The sequence below is a fragment of the Youxingia wuxianensis genome, assembly GCF_014385085.1.
GTDB lineage: Bacteria > Bacillota > Clostridia > Oscillospirales > Ruminococcaceae > Youxingia > Youxingia wuxianensis.
The window spans coordinates 323,916-340,539 of sequence record NZ_JACRTD010000001.1 but is presented as its reverse complement, the minus strand read 5'-3'; the positions used below and the strand labels follow the sequence as shown (position 1 = coordinate 340,539).

The following is a 16,624-nucleotide window of genomic DNA, read 5'->3' as shown; positions in this document are numbered from 1 at the left end:
CCTCTCAAAATAGTTTCTATGTTCATCAGCGGGTGACCGCCACACATTTTTCAATATTAAGTTTCTGCCTGATTTCTGCCGGAGACGCTGGTTGTGTTCCCATTGCCTGTAAAATTTTTGCTATTCGCTCTACAATAGGGGCATTGTTTTCCACCTGGGTAGTTGGATCCAGATAATTACTGTCCTCCAACCCTACTCGAATACCATCGGCGCCCATACCGATTGCGGCTGTTATCATTTTAAAGTCTCTTCTTCCAATCTCCGTATAATTCCATACCGCATCCTCTGGCATAAACTGCAAAAATGCGGCCAGTGCCTTTGGAGTTGCAGGAAGACGCCCTTCATGTCCCAATCCGATATTAAATAAGTGTTTAAAAGGGAATTTATAAATTTCATCGATCATTTTAAAGGTATAAAAATCCCCTAAATCGAATAGTTCCACTTCTGGAATGGTGTTGGTCTCTATAATTTCTTTGGAAAGATAATCAATATCTTCCGGATTTACAATACGCACTTGTCGGCCAAAATTCATTGACGTCATATTCATCGAGGTCATTTCCACATCAGGATATCGCAACGGTACACATTTCTGTTCCATCGTCAGTTGGGAAGAGGCCCCTGGAGATACCTGCACTACAATATCTACCTGGCTTTTTACCCTGTCTACAATTTCCCGAAAAGTTTCCAGGTTGTCTGTCAACCTTCCAAATCTGTCCCGAGGATGAAGATGTAGTTCCCCTGCTCCCGCCTTTGCGCACTGGATAATATCCTGTGCCACCTTTTTTGGATCCAGTTGAGTCACCTTTCCATAGACAGGAGCCACAGAAATTGCAACTTTCTTCATAGTAAAATACCTTTCTTTACTTAAATTTCCCAGGAAGGGGTAGATTTCCTACCCCTTCCCCAAAGAGTTTTCCGAGCTTTTAGTTACACATTTCCAAACATTACAAAGGTGAGGGCCGCCAAAATTGCACAGATAATCCAACCAGTGGGGATCGTACGTTTGAGGAAGTCACGGCCGTCCACGTTGGTATAGGTCAATCCCCAGACGATCCAGGACTGAGTAATACAACAAGAAATGTTCATGGTTACTGTAGGCGCGTACATCAGCGGGAACAGGAAGGTATTGCTAAATCCCAGGCTCTTAAGGATACCCAGGGTAGCGGCGCCTGCGCCTGCCAAAGTTAACGGTCCGCGGAACAATCCCAAAGGAGCGATTACCATAAATACAATGCAGATAATCAGAGTGGAGCTTGGCACTACATTACCAAGCAGCGCCTGGAAATATGGTACGCAAAGAGCGGATGCCGCGTTGAACATTGGAATTAACGCACTGATACCAACTAGCGGAGCAGTATCTACAACACCGTCAAAGAAGGTTTTGCTGAACATCCGCACGGTATCTTTATAAGTTTTCATCTCCCCACATACTGCCATTGCAAAAAATGCGGCCATCAAGAATCCCAGAATAATCGGCCAGTTAAAAGCAATCGTAAGAATAACCGGTACAAATGGGGTGATTAATGCAATCCCGGGCACATGCTTGGTTTCTTCTGGCATAGTTGCCTGGGCCGCCCAAGCGTGAACCGCTTTCTTGCCTCTGAGCTGAACACAGGTAAAAAGGACTGCCACAACCAATTGGATTCCCAGCGCGATAAATCCCCATTTCAAATAGGTCATATCATAAAATACCGTATTATTGCCCGCCGCATCCAGATAATAGACCTGGTACTGGGCAAATCCCACCGGATTGATATAAAATCCTGCGCCGATTGCCAACATGTAGGAAATTAGCGCCAGAATTTTTGGGATACCCAACGAAAGCAAAATGGGAAGTACGATAATACCAATGGCTACTACCGCTCCAGCGCCGAACATACTGGTAAAGATGGCGGCGGTAACTATATACAGAAGAGCTGCTGTAATTCCAGGCCGGTCTCCGCCCAGTTCCACTGTTTTACGAATGATGGCAGATGCAATTCCCGTATCCAGCATGACACGGCCAAACCAAGCGCCGAAAATAAAGGTTACCAATACTTTTCCCCAGTTTTCCGGAGACGATTGGAAAACTTTGGTGATGGTATCTTTAAAACCGACATTGATTACATCTGCGTTAGCCGCAATGAACGCAGGATCTGTTACCAATTGGTTTCCAATTAGTGGTATTGCGGTCCATAAAACCGCCATAATTAGGATACCGAACATCAGGTTTCCGCCTTTCAAGGCGTACACAATCAAACCAAAGAAACAGATTAACAAAAGTACTCCAACTACATATTGCATTCAATTTCCCTCCATTATTTTTTATTCGTTGTCTCCTTTGCCTCAAATTGTTTTCACGTAGATATTATCAGCCGTAGCAGGACTGGTCAAAAATTTTAATTTCATGGGAAGGAATTAATTTCGCACCAGTCGCTTTAATACGGGCATGGGTCTTATACCAATCTTCCAGGTTATGATGTATTCCCGGAGGAACCATCTGCTCGAAATTTTCAAAGCAGGGACAGGTATCTCCGGTAAAAATGTATTTGCCATCTGCCGTATCTACCAATACACACTGACTTCCCGGAGTATGGCCTGGGGTAAACAGCACTTCAACTCCTGGAGCAATCTGAGCGTCCCCATCCAGTACCTGAATATTAAACAGACCGTTGAGCCATCCCGGCATACCGCACTCCCGCAGTCTGCCATACAAGCGAAGGGCAAATTTCAGCGGTGCAATGGCAAATTCCATCTCTTTACGCTGGACGTATACCGGAACTTCCGGTCCAAACAGATCCAAATTCCAACTGTGATCCCAATGAAGATGAGTGATGATGATCTTGGTAACATCGGAAATTTTCACTCCTACTTTGGCCAGCCCTTCTTCAAAAGTCGGGGCGTTATCCATCTGCATAAAGGGTTTCTTCTCTTTGCGTATCGTTTCCTGGCTGGGAAGCCCTGCATCCACCAGGATAACCTCATCTCCCCCCTTAATTACATGGCAGGTATAGGGCAGCTCAAAGGTTTCTCCAGCGGGATAAAGATACATATCTTCCCCCGACGGCTTCATAGCCGATCCCAAAAATACCGGATAAATTTTGTAATTCATAGCCTTTCCTCCTTTTATTTGTTAATAAGGCGTGCGCCCTATTAAATCTACATGAATAATATTGGCAGTTCATCTTGCATCCAACATGTATACATGTTGGATGCAAGATGAAGCAGACATATAACCTTTTATACCCGCTGGTTATATGCGTTCTTTGCCTTGCTTATTTATCCCTGCTGATACCGAAGCAGATGGGCGATCATTGCATCCCTGTTATGAATGACATGATTCTTGATTACTTGGCTGGCTTGCTCATATTTTTCTTCCAAAATAAGATCGATAATTTGCAGATGTTCATCGAAGGCATTATAAATATTCAACTCCCGATGATGGCTGAAGATCATTAGCTGAGTATTGCGGTCAAAAATCTTGTGCATAAACTCTTTAAGAAATGTGTTATGGCAATTATCAATGATATATAAATGCAGCCGGGTATCTAACGGTGGATTTTTGTCCGCGGTCATCCACATAGTGGTATGCTCGTTATTTTCATAACGTTTTCGAAACTCCCTCATCTTCTCTTTATCCAAATAAGGGCCCGCCAAACGTACGACAATCGGTTCTACCTCTTCCCTTGCCTGAAACAGCTGTCCTACGTCTCCCACGGTAATCTCCTTCACCATCACACCTTTTTTCGGCATGATCCGAATGAATCCTTCCTGCTCAATACGATTAAGGGCCTCTCGTACAGGCGTGCGGCTCACTTTAAGTTCCGCTGTTAAGCTTTGTTCAAAAATCATACTACCTGGTTCATAAGTACAGTTAATAATCCGGTCTCTTATGATTTGATAGACATAATTTTTTAAATCGCCTTTTTTGTTGGGCATGATTTCCCTTCCTTCTATGAGTACATCATGTATACATCATGTATTTATTTTAAGATTACATTATTTTTCATTCTATTACAAGAGAAAATTTTACCAAACTTTTTTCTAATTTCTTAAACAGATTGCTCGGTTGTTTTTTTTCAAATTCTGTGCTAGGATGAAGCTGTTTTTTCATTAATTTATCTAAATTTGTAATTTGAAAGGAGCTGTTTTTTATGATCTATGGCAATATTAACGCAAAAGAAGACCTTTCCATTTATCCGAAGGCTATCCAGAATGCTATTCTATTTTTTAAAAATTCTACCGATCTTCTCACCCGGAAACCCGGTTATTTTGACCTGGATGGAAACCGGCTGAAACTTCAGGTCCTGGATGTAAAAACTCTTCCCCGCCAGCAAAAACGTCCGGAGGTACACCGGCAATATGTGGATGTTCAGCTCCTGGTAAAAGGAAAGGAGCATATGATTTATTACCCCGACCTTGGGAATAACCAAGTGGAAGAAGACCGGTTGGTGGAGGCGGATACCCTTTTTTACAAAACCAATCCCCTTATCCAAGAAAATTTTATCGAAATGCAGGAGGGGGATTATGCTATCCTTTTCCCCACCGATGTACACATTCCTGCCGTAGCCTCCGAAAATAGCATGGTAATACGTAAAATCGTACTTAAAGTTCACGTGGATACCCTGTAAAAAAAGGCGGGAAACCCATTGGGTTTCCCGCCTTTTTTCTTTTATGTGTTATGATCCGTCTGATGAAACTCTTTTAAATTGCCAATCTTTTGACGGCGTTTTTCCAAAATTTCTTCTATTTCCTCTACCGAAATCCCCTGCTGCGCCATCATCACCAAAAGATGATACAGCAGATCGCAGATTTCTTCTCGGGTATCTTCTTTGTTCCCGTTTTTAGCGGCAATAATTACTTCGCTGCATTCTTCCCCGCATTTTTTTAAAATCTTATCCAGCCCTTTTTCGAATAAATAACAGGTATAGGATCCTTCCTGGGGAGAATTTTTTCGCTTTAATACCACATCGTAAAGGCCCTTTATAGTCTCCATTATCCTTTTCTTCCCTTCCATATTTCTTTGAAAAAGCAGCTGTGCGCTCCAGTATGGCAGGCATTTCCCTTCTGTTCCACTGTTACCAGCAGCGTATCGTCATCACAGTCCGCCCTCAAATCTATCACCTTCTGCAGGTGTCCGGAGGTTGCCCCTTTGTTCCAAAGTTCCTGCCGGGAGCGGCTGTAAAACCAAGTATACCCTGTTTCAAACGTTTTTTGTAAACTTTCCCGATTCATATAGGCCAGCATCAAAACCTCTCCCGATCCTACTTCCTGTACAATGGCGGGAATTAGCTCGCTTTTCTGAAAATAAATATCCAAATCTATCATTCATTCATCTCCTTACAGGAATATGATTTTCCTTAAGATGCTCTTTAACCTGGTTTACAGTCAGTTCCTTATAGTGAAACAAAGAAGCCGCCAACGCCGCATCCGCTTTGCTTTCTTTAAAAAGTTGGGAGAAATGCTCCAGTTTGCCGCAGCCCCCGGAGGCGATTACCGGGATACCTACTACTTCAGTCACCGCGTTAAGCAGTTCAATATCAAATCCCGCCTTTGTACCATCCGCATCCATCGAGGTCAGCAGGATCTCTCCCGCCCCTAACTTATAAACCGTTCTAGCCCACTCGACTACGTCTAAATGCGTATCAATCCGTCCGCCATTAACTACTACGGTAAAACCGCCATCTTTTTTTCTCCGGGCATCAATAGCCACCACAACGCACTGGCTCCCGAATTTGTCCGCGGCCTGACGTACAAGTTCTGGGTTTCGCACAGCGGAAGAATTTACAGAAATTTTGTCTGCGCCCGCGCGTAAAATCTCCCTGTAATCGTCCACCGTACGGATTCCCCCTCCTACTGTCAGAGGAACAAACACATTTTTTGCGGTATTGCGCACCACATCAATCATCGTACTTCTGCCTTCATGGGTGGCTGTAATATCAAGAAAAGTGATCTCATCGGCACCTTGTCGATCATACTCGATAGCACATTCCACTGGATCCCCTACTTCTTTAATACCTATAAAGTTAATTCCCTTTACAACCTTCCCATCCCGCACATCCAAGCAGGGAATAATACGTTTTGCTAGCACCTTTGGTCACCTGCCGTTTCAACAGCTTCCTTTAAGGATAAGCTGCCGCTGTAAATAGATTTCCCACAAATCACTCCATATAGTCCCATCCTCCGACAGGCCTGGATATCCAGAATACTTTTAACACCGCCGCTAGCGATAATATTACAGGAAACCGCTTGGTTCATCGCAGCAAGCTGCTGTAAATTAACCCCTTCCAGGGTACCGTCTTTGGAGATATCTGTAAAGATAATATACTTTACTCCAATTTGCTCCATTTCCTTCGCAAGAGTGAGGTAATGAACGCTGCTTTCCGCCAGCCAGCCTTCGGTGGCAACCATCTCATTTTTGGCGTCAATTCCTACCGCAATCTTTTCCCCGAATTGTTTTACCGCTTCTTTCACAAGCTGTGGATTTTTTACCGCCACAGAACCTAATATAATCCGAGAAATCCCATTTTCAAGATAATACTCGATCGTTTTCATATCACGGATGCCGCCGCCTAGTTCTACTTTTAATCCAGAGGTTTTGGCTACTTCCAAAAATAGAGAACTATTTACCGCCCGGGCGTCTTTCGCTCCGTCCAAATCCACCATATGTATCCAGACGGCGCCATCCTTTTTGAACTGAGCCGCGGTAGAAAAAGGACTTTTTGCAACCTGATGTACAGTAGAAAAATCTCCTTTATAAAGACGGACACAGTTTCCGTCTTTAATATCAATTGCAGGTAAAACAATCATTGCTTTGCCTTCCCTTCTGTTAGACTGGCGAAGTTTCTAAGCATTTTCAGCCCTACATCACTGCTCTTTTCCGGATGGAACTGAGCTCCGTATACATTTCCCTTGTGGACCAGCGCCGGAATTTGTTCGTGATATACCGTATAACAGGAGATGTTTTCCGGCGGGGTATCTGCCCGGTAAGAGTGAACAAAGTACACAAAATCCCCTTTTTCTACATCCTTAGTCATTGCGCAGGGATTTAATAGAGTGAGGTCATTCCAACCCATATGCGGGATTTTTTGGCCGCCTGCGTCAATCAACTTAACACAGCCTTCAATCAGCCCCAAACCATCAGTTTCTTCAAATTCATACCCTTTTTCAAAGAGAAGCTGCATTCCAAGACAAATTCCTAACAAGGGTTTTTCTTCCGCCAACTCTTTAATAACCCGATCCAGCCCGGAAGAAACCAGCATCTTCATAGCATCCGGGAACGCCCCTACTCCCGGCAAAATTAATTCATCCGCCGCCTGCAGGTCGCTTATCTTTGAGGTGAGCTTATTTTCAATTCCAAGAAAGTCCAAGGCGTTTTTTACACTAAATAAATTCCCGGCGCCGTAATCAATTATTGCAATCATCCCTTATAAAACACCTTTCGAGGAAAGTATTCCTCCATCATTGGGGGCCACAGCGATCTTCAAAGCGTGAGCAACCGCCTTAAATATCCCCTCGATTTTATGATGATCATTGTCCCCAGCCAGCAGTTTAATGTGCAGAGTAATTCCCGCGTTATATGCAAACGCCTGGAAAAACTCTTTTGTCATACAGCAGTCAAACTCTCCGACCGAAGGGTTGGTAAAGGTACAGTCAAATGCGAGAAAAGAGCGCCCGCTAATATCCAGAGCGCAGAAGGCCAGGGATTCATCCATAGGAACATAAAAGCTGCCAAACCGGGCAATAGCAGATTTATCCTCCAATATCTTAGCAAACGCCTGCCCTAATACAATTCCTACATCCTCAACCGAATGGTGACAGTCTACCTGTAAATCTCCGGTCATTTTTAAATCTAAATCAAAACCGCTATGCACAGAGAATGCAGACAGCATATGATCAAAAAATCCGATCCCTGTACTTCCGTTAAATTTGCCTTTGCCGTCTAAGTTCAGCGCCAGATCAATATACGTTTCCTTTGTTACCCGGTTAATACTGCATTCTCTCATAATTTTCACTACCTCACTTTAATATTTTAAAAAGCGCCTCCAAAAGCAGTCCGTTCTCTTGGGAATCCCCTGTGGTAATACGCAGATAATCCCCCATGAAACGAATTGCTATCCCCTTTTCCTTTAACTGCTCAAATACATCCTGCGCTTTGTACACTTTTACATATACAAAATTAGCCGTAGTGTTTATCACTTCTTCTATCTGGGTTTTCTTTTCTTTTAAGAGCAGCAGCTTTTCATAAAGATCATCCCTGGATTTTTTTATAATATAAATACACTCTTTTAGATAATCCGGATGTCCCAACAATACACATCCCGCTACCTGGGTCATGGTGTTTACGTTATAGGGAGATTTCACCGCTTTTAGGGCGTTAACGACAGTAAGATTGGAAATGGCAAATCCCAAACGGATCGCCGCCATGCCAAAGGCTTTCGAAAAGGTCTTAAGCACCACCAAATTATCGTACTTCTCTACCAAATCCATCACAGACCCTTTAGAAAAATCCATATAAGCTTCATCGATTACTACTAAGCAGTCGTTAAGCCGCTGCACAATAGCAATAATCTCTTCCCGAGAGACTGTAAGTGATGTTGGATTGCATGGGTTGGAAAGGATCACAAGCTTTGCGTTACTCTCCTTTGCCGCTTCTACCAAAGCGTCCCCGTTTAATACAAGACCATTCATTCTCTTATCCAAAGAAACTACCTTTAGCCCGCACATCTGAGCGTAAAAGCCATACATGGAAAAATCCGGCTCAACTACCAGCATAGCATCCCCATACTCTGTAAATGAGGACACCAAAAGCCCAATCAACTCATCTGAGCCGTTTCCCGCTACTACCAGATTGGAAGGTACTTGAAAAAACTCTCCGAATTTTTCGCACAGCTTCGTACAATTGGGATCGGGATAGCGGCGAAAATAAATACGTGCCAGTTCATCTCCCAGTTCTGCACGGATAGCCGGCGGAAGGCTGATAAAGCTTTCGTTAGCGTCCAGCCGTACTTTATATTCCCCGGACAAAGGTTCATAAGGAACCAAGTTTCTTAATTTTTCAGGCAATTGATAAGACAATTTCAGAACCTCACTTTAATCGAATTGGCATGGGCGGTTAGCTGTTCTTTTTCGGCAATCAAAACAATATCGTCATGGGCCTCCCGCAGTGCATCCTGTGTATAATAAATAAAGCTTGATTTTTTAATAAAGCTATCCACTCCTAAGGGAGAGAAAAATCTTGCAGTTCCGCCAGTAGGAAGAACATGGTTTGGTCCTGCGTAATAATCCCCCAGTGGTTCAGGAGAATATTGCCCTAAGAATACAGATCCAGCGTTATCCAGCTTTCCTATATATTCCATAGGATTGGCCGTCATTACTTCCAAATGTTCCGGAGCAAGTTCGTTTGCCAGATCAATCATTTCCTGATCATCTCGACAGACAATTACCGCTCCGTAATTGGCAAGAGACTTTTCAATGATTTGCTTGCGGGACAATCCCTCAATTTGTCGCTCAATTTCCTTTACCGTTTCCCGAGCGATATTTTCGTCGGTAGTCAGCAGGATAGAGGAAGCCAGCGCATCATGTTCCGCCTGGCTCATCATATCTGCCGCCAGATATTTGGGATTTGCCGTACTGTCCGCCATTACTAAAATTTCACTGGGCCCGGCGATCATATCGATGTCCACCACGCCGTACAGGAGTTTCTTTGCTGTAGCTACAAAGATATTTCCCGGTCCGACAATCTTATCTACCTTAGGAACACTCTCAGTCCCAAACGCCATCGCCGCTGCCGCCTGGGCGCCGCCCATTAAAAAAATCCGATCTACTCCCGCCAAAGCAGCGGCTACTAAAATATCCGGGTTCGCCGCACCGTTTTTCATCGGCGGGGTTACCATAATTATTTCTTTTACCCCGGCAATCTTCGCCGGGATAGCATTCATCAGCACAGAAGAAGGATAAGCCGCCGTACCGCCGGGAACATAAATTCCAACCCGGGCAAGACCGCGGATGCGCTGTCCCATAATAACGCCGTTCTCTTGGGTATCGAGGAAACTCTGCTGTTTCTGCCTGTTATGAAAGGCTGAAATATTTTCAATCGCGCTTAACATCGCGTCTACAAATGCTTGGTCCGCATTGGTCAAAGCATCATTAATCTCTTCCCGATCAATTTCAAACTTTTCAGGACAGCTTCCATCAAACTTTTCCGTATATTTACGCACAGCGCAATCCCCAGCGTCTTTTACCTCTTCAATTATCTGGGAAACTGTTGCGCTTACCTGTTTATCCACCTCTCCGCTTCTTTGACGAAGGGCGGCCAGCAGCTCTATTTCCGCTTTTCCATTGGCTTTGGTAATCTGTATCATCTTTACACTTCCGTTCCCAAATAATGTTCTATCTTAGAAATGAACGTATCAATTTCCTCTTTGCGAAGCTTTAAACTGGCGATATTTACAATCAGCCTAGCGCTGATTTCGCCGAGAAACTCCTGAATAATAAGTCCGTTTTCCTTTAAGGTGGTCCCCGTTTCCACAATATCCACAATAGCGTCCGAAAGCCCTAAAATGGGGGCCAATTCTACCGATCCCTCAATTTTGACAATCTCCACATCCATCTCCTTCTTTTCAAAAAAGGAACGAGAGACGTTGACATATTTAGAAGCAATCCGCCGGGTATGATACCCTTTATAAAAATCTACCCCCATCGGCACAGCCAAAGCGAACCGGCATTTTCCAAAACCTAAATCCGCCACCTCATAAAAGGTACCGCCCATCTCCATAATCGTATCTTTTCCCACTACGCCGATATCGCACACTCCGTTTTCCACATAGGTAACCACATCCGCCGCTTTCGCTAATACAATTTCCATATTGGCGTTTCCCACTGGAAAAATTAATTTTCGTCCCTTTTCCCGGAGAGCGGTACAGTCGTATCCCAGCTGCTGGAACATTTGAACGCTGTCCTGCTCCAGCCGCCCTTTGGTAAGGGCAATTCTAATCGGTTTCATCTTCCCTGCCCCTCTCCTAACTGAATAATTTCAATTTCTTCATCCATTACATGGATTTGGGAAATGCCCCGTTTCTTTGCATATGCGACCGCCTGATCATAGTCGTCCAATACACAGTTTTCTACGGTAAGTCCGTTTTGCGTTAAGGTTTTTATATAATTAATCGCTTCCGGCAGTCTTTCTTCCACAGAAAACACCAAAATATCCGGCGCCTGGCCTTCCAACGCCATTCCCCGGCTTTTCTCTGTGGCCAGATCCACATTGAATGCAAAACCGATGGCTGGTATGGGCAAACCAAAATCGCTGATTAAATTATCATACCGTCCCCCGGAAAGCACCGGTTCCCCAAGTCCAGAAAAATAGCCCCGGAAAATAATCCCTGTATAATATTCCGCCTGATTGACCAGCCCCAGATCAATAATCACCCGATCGGCAAGTCCCAGTTCCCGAAGGCTTTCGTAAATTGATCTAAGATAGTCCAAGCTGTCCGCGGCGCCGTTGCTTGAAAAAAGTTCATACGCTTTAGCAAACACTTCTTCCCCCCCGAACAGCCGAGGGAGATATTTCAGCGCTGTCGCTGCAGGGCTTTCATTAAACTGTTCCAATAGATCGTTAAGGGCTGCATAGTTTTTCTGTTCCACATTACAGCGGATCTCCTCTTTGGTATCGTCATCCGTATCCAAGCTGTCAATAAGCGACTTAAAATAACCGATATGACACAGTTCTATCCGATATTTATCCCCGCTGATTTCCGAAAGCCCAGAAGCCGCCAATTCTACAATTTCCAAATCGCTGTGCAGGGAGCTGCTTCCAATCAGCTCCACACCGGTCTGATAAATTTCATTGCTCTTCCCCCGCATATCATGGGACACACGGTAAACATTATGGCAATAATACAACCGCACAGGCATGGGGATATTTTTAAGCCGGGTAGCCATCAGACGCACGATTGGTATCGTACAGTCCGGACGCAGTACCATCAGGCGCCCGCTATTGTCCATCAGCTTATACATATTTTCCGGCGGGAAATAGGCCGATTTTCCAAATACGTCATAAAACTCAATCACCGGCGTAATCACCTGGCGGTAACCCCGAGAGCGGAACATCTCCGTCAGCGTTTGCGTCACCTTGGAGCGCAGCACGCACTCGTCAAACAAAAGGTCTTTTGTGCCGTCAGGAGTAATCTTGTCATAGTATTTCATAGCGGCCTCCAACGAATGTACTTTACTGTGCTACTATAGTAGCACAGTAAACACTTCTTTGTCAATGCGTCCCTTAATCTTTGTAGTTTCGCTGTGTTTAAAAGAAACTTACTTGGGATGTTTCAGGTAAATCGCCCAAAGCACCGGAAGTACGCAGCATCTCAATTACAGATTTAGACACCCCTGCCCGGTTGATAATATCATCCGCGGAAATAAATTCTTCCTTTTTTGCCTGCTCATATAAACTTTTCGCCGCCGCTTCTCCTACTCCTTTAAGCGCCATAAACGGAAGCCGGATTTTCCCATCCTCCACAAGGTAGGTTTTATAATGGGATTTATACAGATCCACCGGCAAAAACTCAATCCCTCTTGCCTGGCATTCGTTGATGATCTGGAGCATGGTAAGCACGTCGTTATCCTTGGCGGAACGCTCATTTCCCATTTGGATCAGGTTCTGCATCCGCTGTTTTGTGACTCGCTGCCCGCCTACCGCCGCTTCCGCGTCCAGATCGCTTCCCCGCACCGTGAAAATTACTGCGTAAAACTCCAGCGGACGATAAACTTTGAACCATCCGAGCCGGATAGACGCGATTACATACGCCGCCGCATGAGCCTTGGGAAACATGTATTTGATCTTCAGGCAGCTATCAATATACCACTGAGGCACATCACAGTCCCGCATGGCCTTTATATGCTCTTCGGTAAGCAGTACCGGCGCTTTTCCCTTACGGGTGATCTCCATAATTTTGAAAGCCATTTTAGGCTCTAATCCTTTGTAAATCAAATAGGTCATAATGCTGTCACGAGTACCGATTACCTCAGAAATAGTACATGTTTTGTTTCTAATCAGCTCCTGGGCGTTGCCTAACCACACATCGGTGCCATGAGAAAGTCCGGAAATTTGCAGCAAATCGGAAAATTTCTTTGGCTGGGATTCCAATAACATTCCCCGCACAAAGCTGGTCCCCATTTCCGGCAGAGCTAAGGTCCCGGTTTTACAGTCGATGTCCTCCGAGCTAACCCCTAGCGCTTCTGGAGAGGTAAATAGGCTCATTACCTTTGGATCGCTCATAGGAATGTCGTTGACGTTCTCTCCAGTCATATCCTCCAAATACTTATACATGGTAGGAACATCGTGTCCCAGCTCATCCAATTTCAGAATGGTATCATGAAGGGAATGAAAGTCAAAATGGGTGGTGGTAATATCAGAAGTGGCGTCATCCGCCGGACGCTGTACCGCGGTAAAATCGTACACTTCCATATTGGAGGGTACAACAACCATGCCTCCCGGATGCTGACCGGTAGTTCGTTTTACACCAGTACAGCCCAGCGCCAGCCGTTCTTCCTCCGCCTTGGTCAGCACCAAGCCCCTCTCCTGAGCGTATTTAATCACAAAGCCATAAGCGGTCTTTTCTGCAACTGTAGAGATCGTTCCCGCTTTAAATACATGGGAGGAACCGAAAAGTTCCTCTGTATATTTATGTATCTGCCCTTGCGCATCCCCGGAAAAGTTCAGGTCAATATCCGGCGCCTTGTCCCCATCAAATCCTAAGAAGGTTTCAAAGGGAATATCATGGCCATCCTGTCTATATAAAGTTTTACATATCGGACAATTTTTCGGCGGCAGGTCAAATCCCGACCCCACCGAACCATCTGTAATAAACTCGCTGTGTTTGCACTTAGGGCAAACATAATGAGGCGGCAGCGGATTTACTTCGGAAATCCCCGCCATAGTGGCCACAAAGGAGGAACCTACCGAGCCACGGGATCCTACATGGTAACCCATTTCCTCACTTTTCGCCACTAGCTTTTGAGCGATCATATAAAGTACGGCAAATCCATGCTTGATAATAGAGGAAAGTTCCCGATCCAGGCGCTTGGCCACAATTTCCGGCACATCTTCCCCATAGATTTCCCGGGCTTTTCCCCAGGTGATCTCCTGCAAGCTTTCCTCAGATCCCTCAATAGTGGGGGTAAAGGTACCATCAGGAATAGGCTTGATATCCTCGATGAGATCTGCAATCTTATTAGGATTGTCAATCACGATCTCATGAGCCTTTTCTTCTCCAAGATAGTCAAATTCCCGAAGCATTTCATCGGTGGTACGCAAATATAAAGGAGCCTGTTGATCCGCATCAGAAAAGCCCATTCCGGCCATCAGTACCGCTCGATATTTTGCATCGCTTTCATTCAGAAAGTGAACGTCACAGGTAGCGACCACTGGTATCCCTAATTTTTCTCCCAAACGCACGATCGTCTGGTTATACTCTTTGATAGTTTCGATACTTTCTACCTGATTGGAACGTACCATAAACTCATTATTGCCTAAAGGCTGAATTTCTAGATAATCGTAGAACTTAGCAATATCGCATAGATCTCCCCAGCTTTTTCCTTCGATCACAGCCCTATAAAGTTGTCCAGCTTCACACGCGCTTCCCACTAACAATCCATCCCGATGGGCCATCAGCTGGCTTTTAGGAATACGCGGCTTTTTGGCATAGTAGTCCAAATGAGCCATAGAAACCAATTTGTATAGATTTTTTAATCCTGTTAGATTTTTCACCAGGAGTATTTGATGGTACATCGGCGCTTTTTTTACATCCACCGCCGCCAAAGAGGAATTTATTTTCTCAATGCAATTACACGTGCGCTCAGATCGAAGCATCTCGATCATATGTAAAAAAATCTTCGCCAGCACTTCAGCGTCGTCACAGGCTCGATGGTGGTTAAATTCTTGGATTCCGACCTCTTTTGCTACTATATCCAGTTTATATTTTTTAAGATGCGGGAATAAAGATCTGGCCATTACCAGCGTGTCAATAGCTGTAAAATTGCAGGACATTTTGCATCGTTTGGCGGTCTGCTTTAAAAAACTCATATCGAAATTGGCATTATGAGCCACCAGGACAGCCGCCTCTCCGCCGCAAAACTCATAAAACATTTCCAGGGCTTCCTGCTGGGAAGGAGCATCCCGCACATCGTCGTCTGTGATCCCCGTGAGCTTGGTAATCTCGTAAGGGATCGCCCTTTCCGGATTGACAAAAGTATTAAACCGCTGCACAATTTCTCCCCCGGAAATTTTCACCGCGCCAATTTCCGTAATTCGCTCGGTAGCGGCCGAAAGGCCGGTAGTTTCCAGGTCAAATACAATAATTTCCCGGCTGAAGTCCCCGGTAGCCCTGCCGCTGACCGCATGGACAATATCGTCCACAAAATAGGATTCCACCCCGTAAATTACTTTAAATTCACCGCCTTTGGACTTAATCTTATTTACCGCATTCATGCAATCCGGAAATGCCTGAACCACTCCATGATCAGTGATGGCAATCGCCTTATGTCCAAAACGGTAGGCTTGTTCCACCAACTTGGCCGCCGGGGTGATCCCGTCCATGGCCGACATGTTGGAATGGCAGTGCAGTTCTACCCTCTTTTGCTCACAGTGATCCATTCGCGGGATTTTTTTCACTTTAGCGATGCTGTCCGGACGAAGCACCGCCTCTTTATCAAACCGATCGTATTCCACCAGGCCGGAAATGACCACAGTATCCCCAGTTTTTATCTCTTCCAGCGCTTTTATTTTTTTATCCATCCGCCCAATAATCTTGGCGGTAAAAGAACTGGTATAATCGGTGACAAAAAAGGTAAGGATCAATGTTTTTTCATCCCGGCTGGTACGCCGATCAATCTTAAAAATATCCCCCCAAACGGTTACCTTCCCGCTTTCAATGTTTACCTCGTTCATCGGATGGGGATGTCCTTTGGGCGCCGGCCCCATGATTGTCACCATAGAGTTGGGTTCAAAAGGCAGATCCCCCATCTCAAAACTGATCCGGGTAGGGACGGGAGCAGCAGATTTTTCCTCCTTGGTATTAGCGGCGGACGGCGCCGGAGGGGTATATTTTATCGGCTGAGATTTGACCTTTTTCATCACATCCTGATATTCCTTACTATCTTGGGCAATATCCAATACCCCGTCAAAGCGAACTTTTAGCTGCAAGTCAAATTCCTCTTGGATGATCTGGGAAATCTTGCGGGAACATCCCATTGTTTCCAGATGTTCTTGTCCCCCATGGGTGAGATAAATAGTTAAGACCTCTTCCTGCAGGTCGCATTTGCAGCCCTCAAAAAAACCGTTCACCGGTTCGCCGCGAAAGGCCAATAGAGCGATAATCTCCAAAAGATAATCGCTGGTAAACTGCTCTTTTTCATAAACGGGTAAAAGCCGAAGTTCCTGAAGCTGCAATTTTTCTCCCAATGTCCGCTGCAATTTCAGCAGATCTTCTCGAGGGAGCAGTACAGGGGATTTCAGCTTAATGTCCATCGTTCGTTTTTCCCGATTGGCCAAAACCGAACAAACCTCGCAGCAGGATATCCCATCCTGCTGCGAGGTCTCTATGTAAGAATCGAAAATATCTTTAAACAGCGCCAATCTTCAACA

Annotated in this window: 16 protein-coding genes; 1 reads left to right on the top strand and 15 read right to left on the bottom strand. The window is 45.0% G+C overall.

The features are described from left to right. Window positions 1-25: 25 nt before the first annotated feature. From H8705_RS01770 to H8705_RS01755, 4 genes are all read right to left on the bottom strand, one after another. Window positions 26-844, bottom strand: coding sequence for a BKACE family enzyme (locus H8705_RS01770; RefSeq protein WP_262394136.1), 819 nt, complete (start codon window positions 842-844; stop codon window positions 26-28). Between the two features lie 83 nt (window positions 845-927). After that, the gene (locus H8705_RS01765; protein WP_262394135.1) at window positions 928-2,283 is read right to left on the bottom strand and encodes a citrate transporter; all 1,356 of its coding nucleotides are present in this window, start codon (window positions 2,281-2,283) and stop codon (window positions 928-930) included. Window positions 2,284-2,350: 67 nt separating this feature from the next. Then, window positions 2,351-3,091, bottom strand: a complete 741-nt coding sequence (locus H8705_RS01760; protein ID WP_262394134.1) for an N-acyl homoserine lactonase family protein — start codon at window positions 3,089-3,091, stop codon at window positions 2,351-2,353. Window positions 3,092-3,258: 167 nt separating this feature from the next. After that, on the bottom strand, window positions 3,259-3,918 hold the full coding sequence (locus H8705_RS01755) for a GntR family transcriptional regulator (RefSeq protein ID WP_262394133.1): 660 nt from the start codon (window positions 3,916-3,918) through the stop codon (window positions 3,259-3,261). A gap of 215 nt (window positions 3,919-4,133) precedes the next feature. On the opposite strand from H8705_RS01755, the gene H8705_RS01750 reads away from it, so the two are divergent. Continuing rightward, window positions 4,134-4,610, top strand: a complete 477-nt coding sequence (locus H8705_RS01750) for a YhcH/YjgK/YiaL family protein (protein WP_262394132.1) — start codon at window positions 4,134-4,136, stop codon at window positions 4,608-4,610. Between the two features lie 41 nt (window positions 4,611-4,651). Here H8705_RS01750 and hisE read toward each other — a convergent pair whose 3' ends face one another. The 11 genes from hisE to H8705_RS01695 form a co-directional block, all read right to left on the bottom strand. Then, complete coding sequence (gene hisE, locus H8705_RS01745) at window positions 4,652-4,975, bottom strand: phosphoribosyl-ATP diphosphatase (protein ID WP_262394131.1); 324 nt, start codon at window positions 4,973-4,975, stop codon at window positions 4,652-4,654. Then, on the bottom strand, window positions 4,975-5,307 hold the full coding sequence (hisI, locus tag H8705_RS01740; protein ID WP_392392056.1) for a phosphoribosyl-AMP cyclohydrolase: 333 nt from the start codon (window positions 5,305-5,307) through the stop codon (window positions 4,975-4,977). Before hisI ends, hisE begins: the two co-directional genes overlap by 1 nt. A 4-nt stretch (window positions 5,308-5,311) precedes the next feature. Further along, window positions 5,312-6,070, bottom strand: a complete 759-nt coding sequence (gene hisF / locus H8705_RS01735) for an imidazole glycerol phosphate synthase subunit HisF (protein WP_262394130.1) — start codon at window positions 6,068-6,070, stop codon at window positions 5,312-5,314. Continuing rightward, the gene (hisA, locus tag H8705_RS01730; RefSeq protein WP_262394129.1) at window positions 6,064-6,789 is read right to left on the bottom strand and encodes a 1-(5-phosphoribosyl)-5-[(5-phosphoribosylamino)methylideneamino]imidazole-4-carboxamide isomerase; all 726 of its coding nucleotides are present in this window, start codon (window positions 6,787-6,789) and stop codon (window positions 6,064-6,066) included. Before hisA ends, hisF begins: the two co-directional genes overlap by 7 nt. Further along, window positions 6,786-7,403: an imidazole glycerol phosphate synthase subunit HisH gene (gene hisH, locus H8705_RS01725; RefSeq protein ID WP_262394128.1), complete on the bottom strand. Its 618-nt coding sequence runs from the start codon at window positions 7,401-7,403 to the stop codon at window positions 6,786-6,788. The genes hisA and hisH overlap by 4 nt, the downstream gene beginning before the upstream one ends. 3 nt (window positions 7,404-7,406) lie before the next feature. Beyond that, the gene (gene hisB / locus H8705_RS01720; protein WP_262394127.1) at window positions 7,407-7,985 is read right to left on the bottom strand and encodes an imidazoleglycerol-phosphate dehydratase HisB; all 579 of its coding nucleotides are present in this window, start codon (window positions 7,983-7,985) and stop codon (window positions 7,407-7,409) included. Between the two features lie 13 nt (window positions 7,986-7,998). Beyond that, window positions 7,999-9,057 (bottom strand): histidinol-phosphate transaminase, encoded by a 1,059-nt coding sequence (hisC, locus tag H8705_RS01715; protein ID WP_262394126.1) that lies wholly within the window; start codon window positions 9,055-9,057, stop codon window positions 7,999-8,001. A 2-nt stretch (window positions 9,058-9,059) separates the two neighbouring features. Then, window positions 9,060-10,343, bottom strand: coding sequence for a histidinol dehydrogenase (gene hisD, locus H8705_RS01710; protein WP_262394125.1), 1,284 nt, complete (start codon window positions 10,341-10,343; stop codon window positions 9,060-9,062). Between the two features lie 2 nt (window positions 10,344-10,345). After that, on the bottom strand, window positions 10,346-10,984 hold the full coding sequence (hisG, locus tag H8705_RS01705) for an ATP phosphoribosyltransferase (protein WP_262394124.1): 639 nt from the start codon (window positions 10,982-10,984) through the stop codon (window positions 10,346-10,348). Further along, window positions 10,981-12,186, bottom strand: coding sequence for an ATP phosphoribosyltransferase regulatory subunit (gene hisZ / locus H8705_RS01700; protein WP_262394123.1), 1,206 nt, complete (start codon window positions 12,184-12,186; stop codon window positions 10,981-10,983). The genes hisG and hisZ overlap by 4 nt, the downstream gene beginning before the upstream one ends. Window positions 12,187-12,283: 97 nt before the next feature. Continuing rightward, complete coding sequence (locus H8705_RS01695) at window positions 12,284-16,615, bottom strand: PolC-type DNA polymerase III (protein WP_262394122.1); 4,332 nt, start codon at window positions 16,613-16,615, stop codon at window positions 12,284-12,286. Window positions 16,616-16,624: the final 9 nt, after the last annotated feature.

What these genes read in the sequence shown, in the direction of transcription:
- H8705_RS01770 (WP_262394136.1), bottom strand. Translation starts at nt 844, where the DNA reads ATGAAGAAAGTTGCAATTTCTGTGGCTCCTGTCTATGGAAAGGTGACT.
- H8705_RS01765 (WP_262394135.1), bottom strand. Translation starts at nt 2,283, where the DNA reads ATGCAATATGTAGTTGGAGTACTTTTGTTAATCTGTTTCTTTGGTTTG.
- H8705_RS01760 (WP_262394134.1), bottom strand. Translation starts at nt 3,091, where the DNA reads ATGAATTACAAAATTTATCCGGTATTTTTGGGATCGGCTATGAAGCCG.
- H8705_RS01755 (WP_262394133.1), bottom strand. Translation starts at nt 3,918, where the DNA reads ATGCCCAACAAAAAAGGCGATTTAAAAAATTATGTCTATCAAATCATA.
- H8705_RS01750 (WP_262394132.1), top strand. Translation starts at nt 4,134, where the DNA reads ATGATCTATGGCAATATTAACGCAAAAGAAGACCTTTCCATTTATCCG.
- hisE (WP_262394131.1), bottom strand. Translation starts at nt 4,975, where the DNA reads ATGGAGACTATAAAGGGCCTTTACGATGTGGTATTAAAGCGAAAAAAT.
- hisI (WP_392392056.1), bottom strand. Translation starts at nt 5,307, where the DNA reads ATGATAGATTTGGATATTTATTTTCAGAAAAGCGAGCTAATTCCCGCC.
- hisA (WP_262394129.1), bottom strand. Translation starts at nt 6,789, where the DNA reads ATGATTGTTTTACCTGCAATTGATATTAAAGACGGAAACTGTGTCCGT.
- hisH (WP_262394128.1), bottom strand. Translation starts at nt 7,403, where the DNA reads ATGATTGCAATAATTGATTACGGCGCCGGGAATTTATTTAGTGTAAAA.
- hisB (WP_262394127.1), bottom strand. Translation starts at nt 7,985, where the DNA reads ATGAGAGAATGCAGTATTAACCGGGTAACAAAGGAAACGTATATTGAT.
- hisD (WP_262394125.1), bottom strand. Translation starts at nt 10,343, where the DNA reads ATGATACAGATTACCAAAGCCAATGGAAAAGCGGAAATAGAGCTGCTG.
- hisG (WP_262394124.1), bottom strand. Translation starts at nt 10,984, where the DNA reads ATGAAACCGATTAGAATTGCCCTTACCAAAGGGCGGCTGGAGCAGGAC.
- hisZ (WP_262394123.1), bottom strand. Translation starts at nt 12,186, where the DNA reads ATGAAATACTATGACAAGATTACTCCTGACGGCACAAAAGACCTTTTG.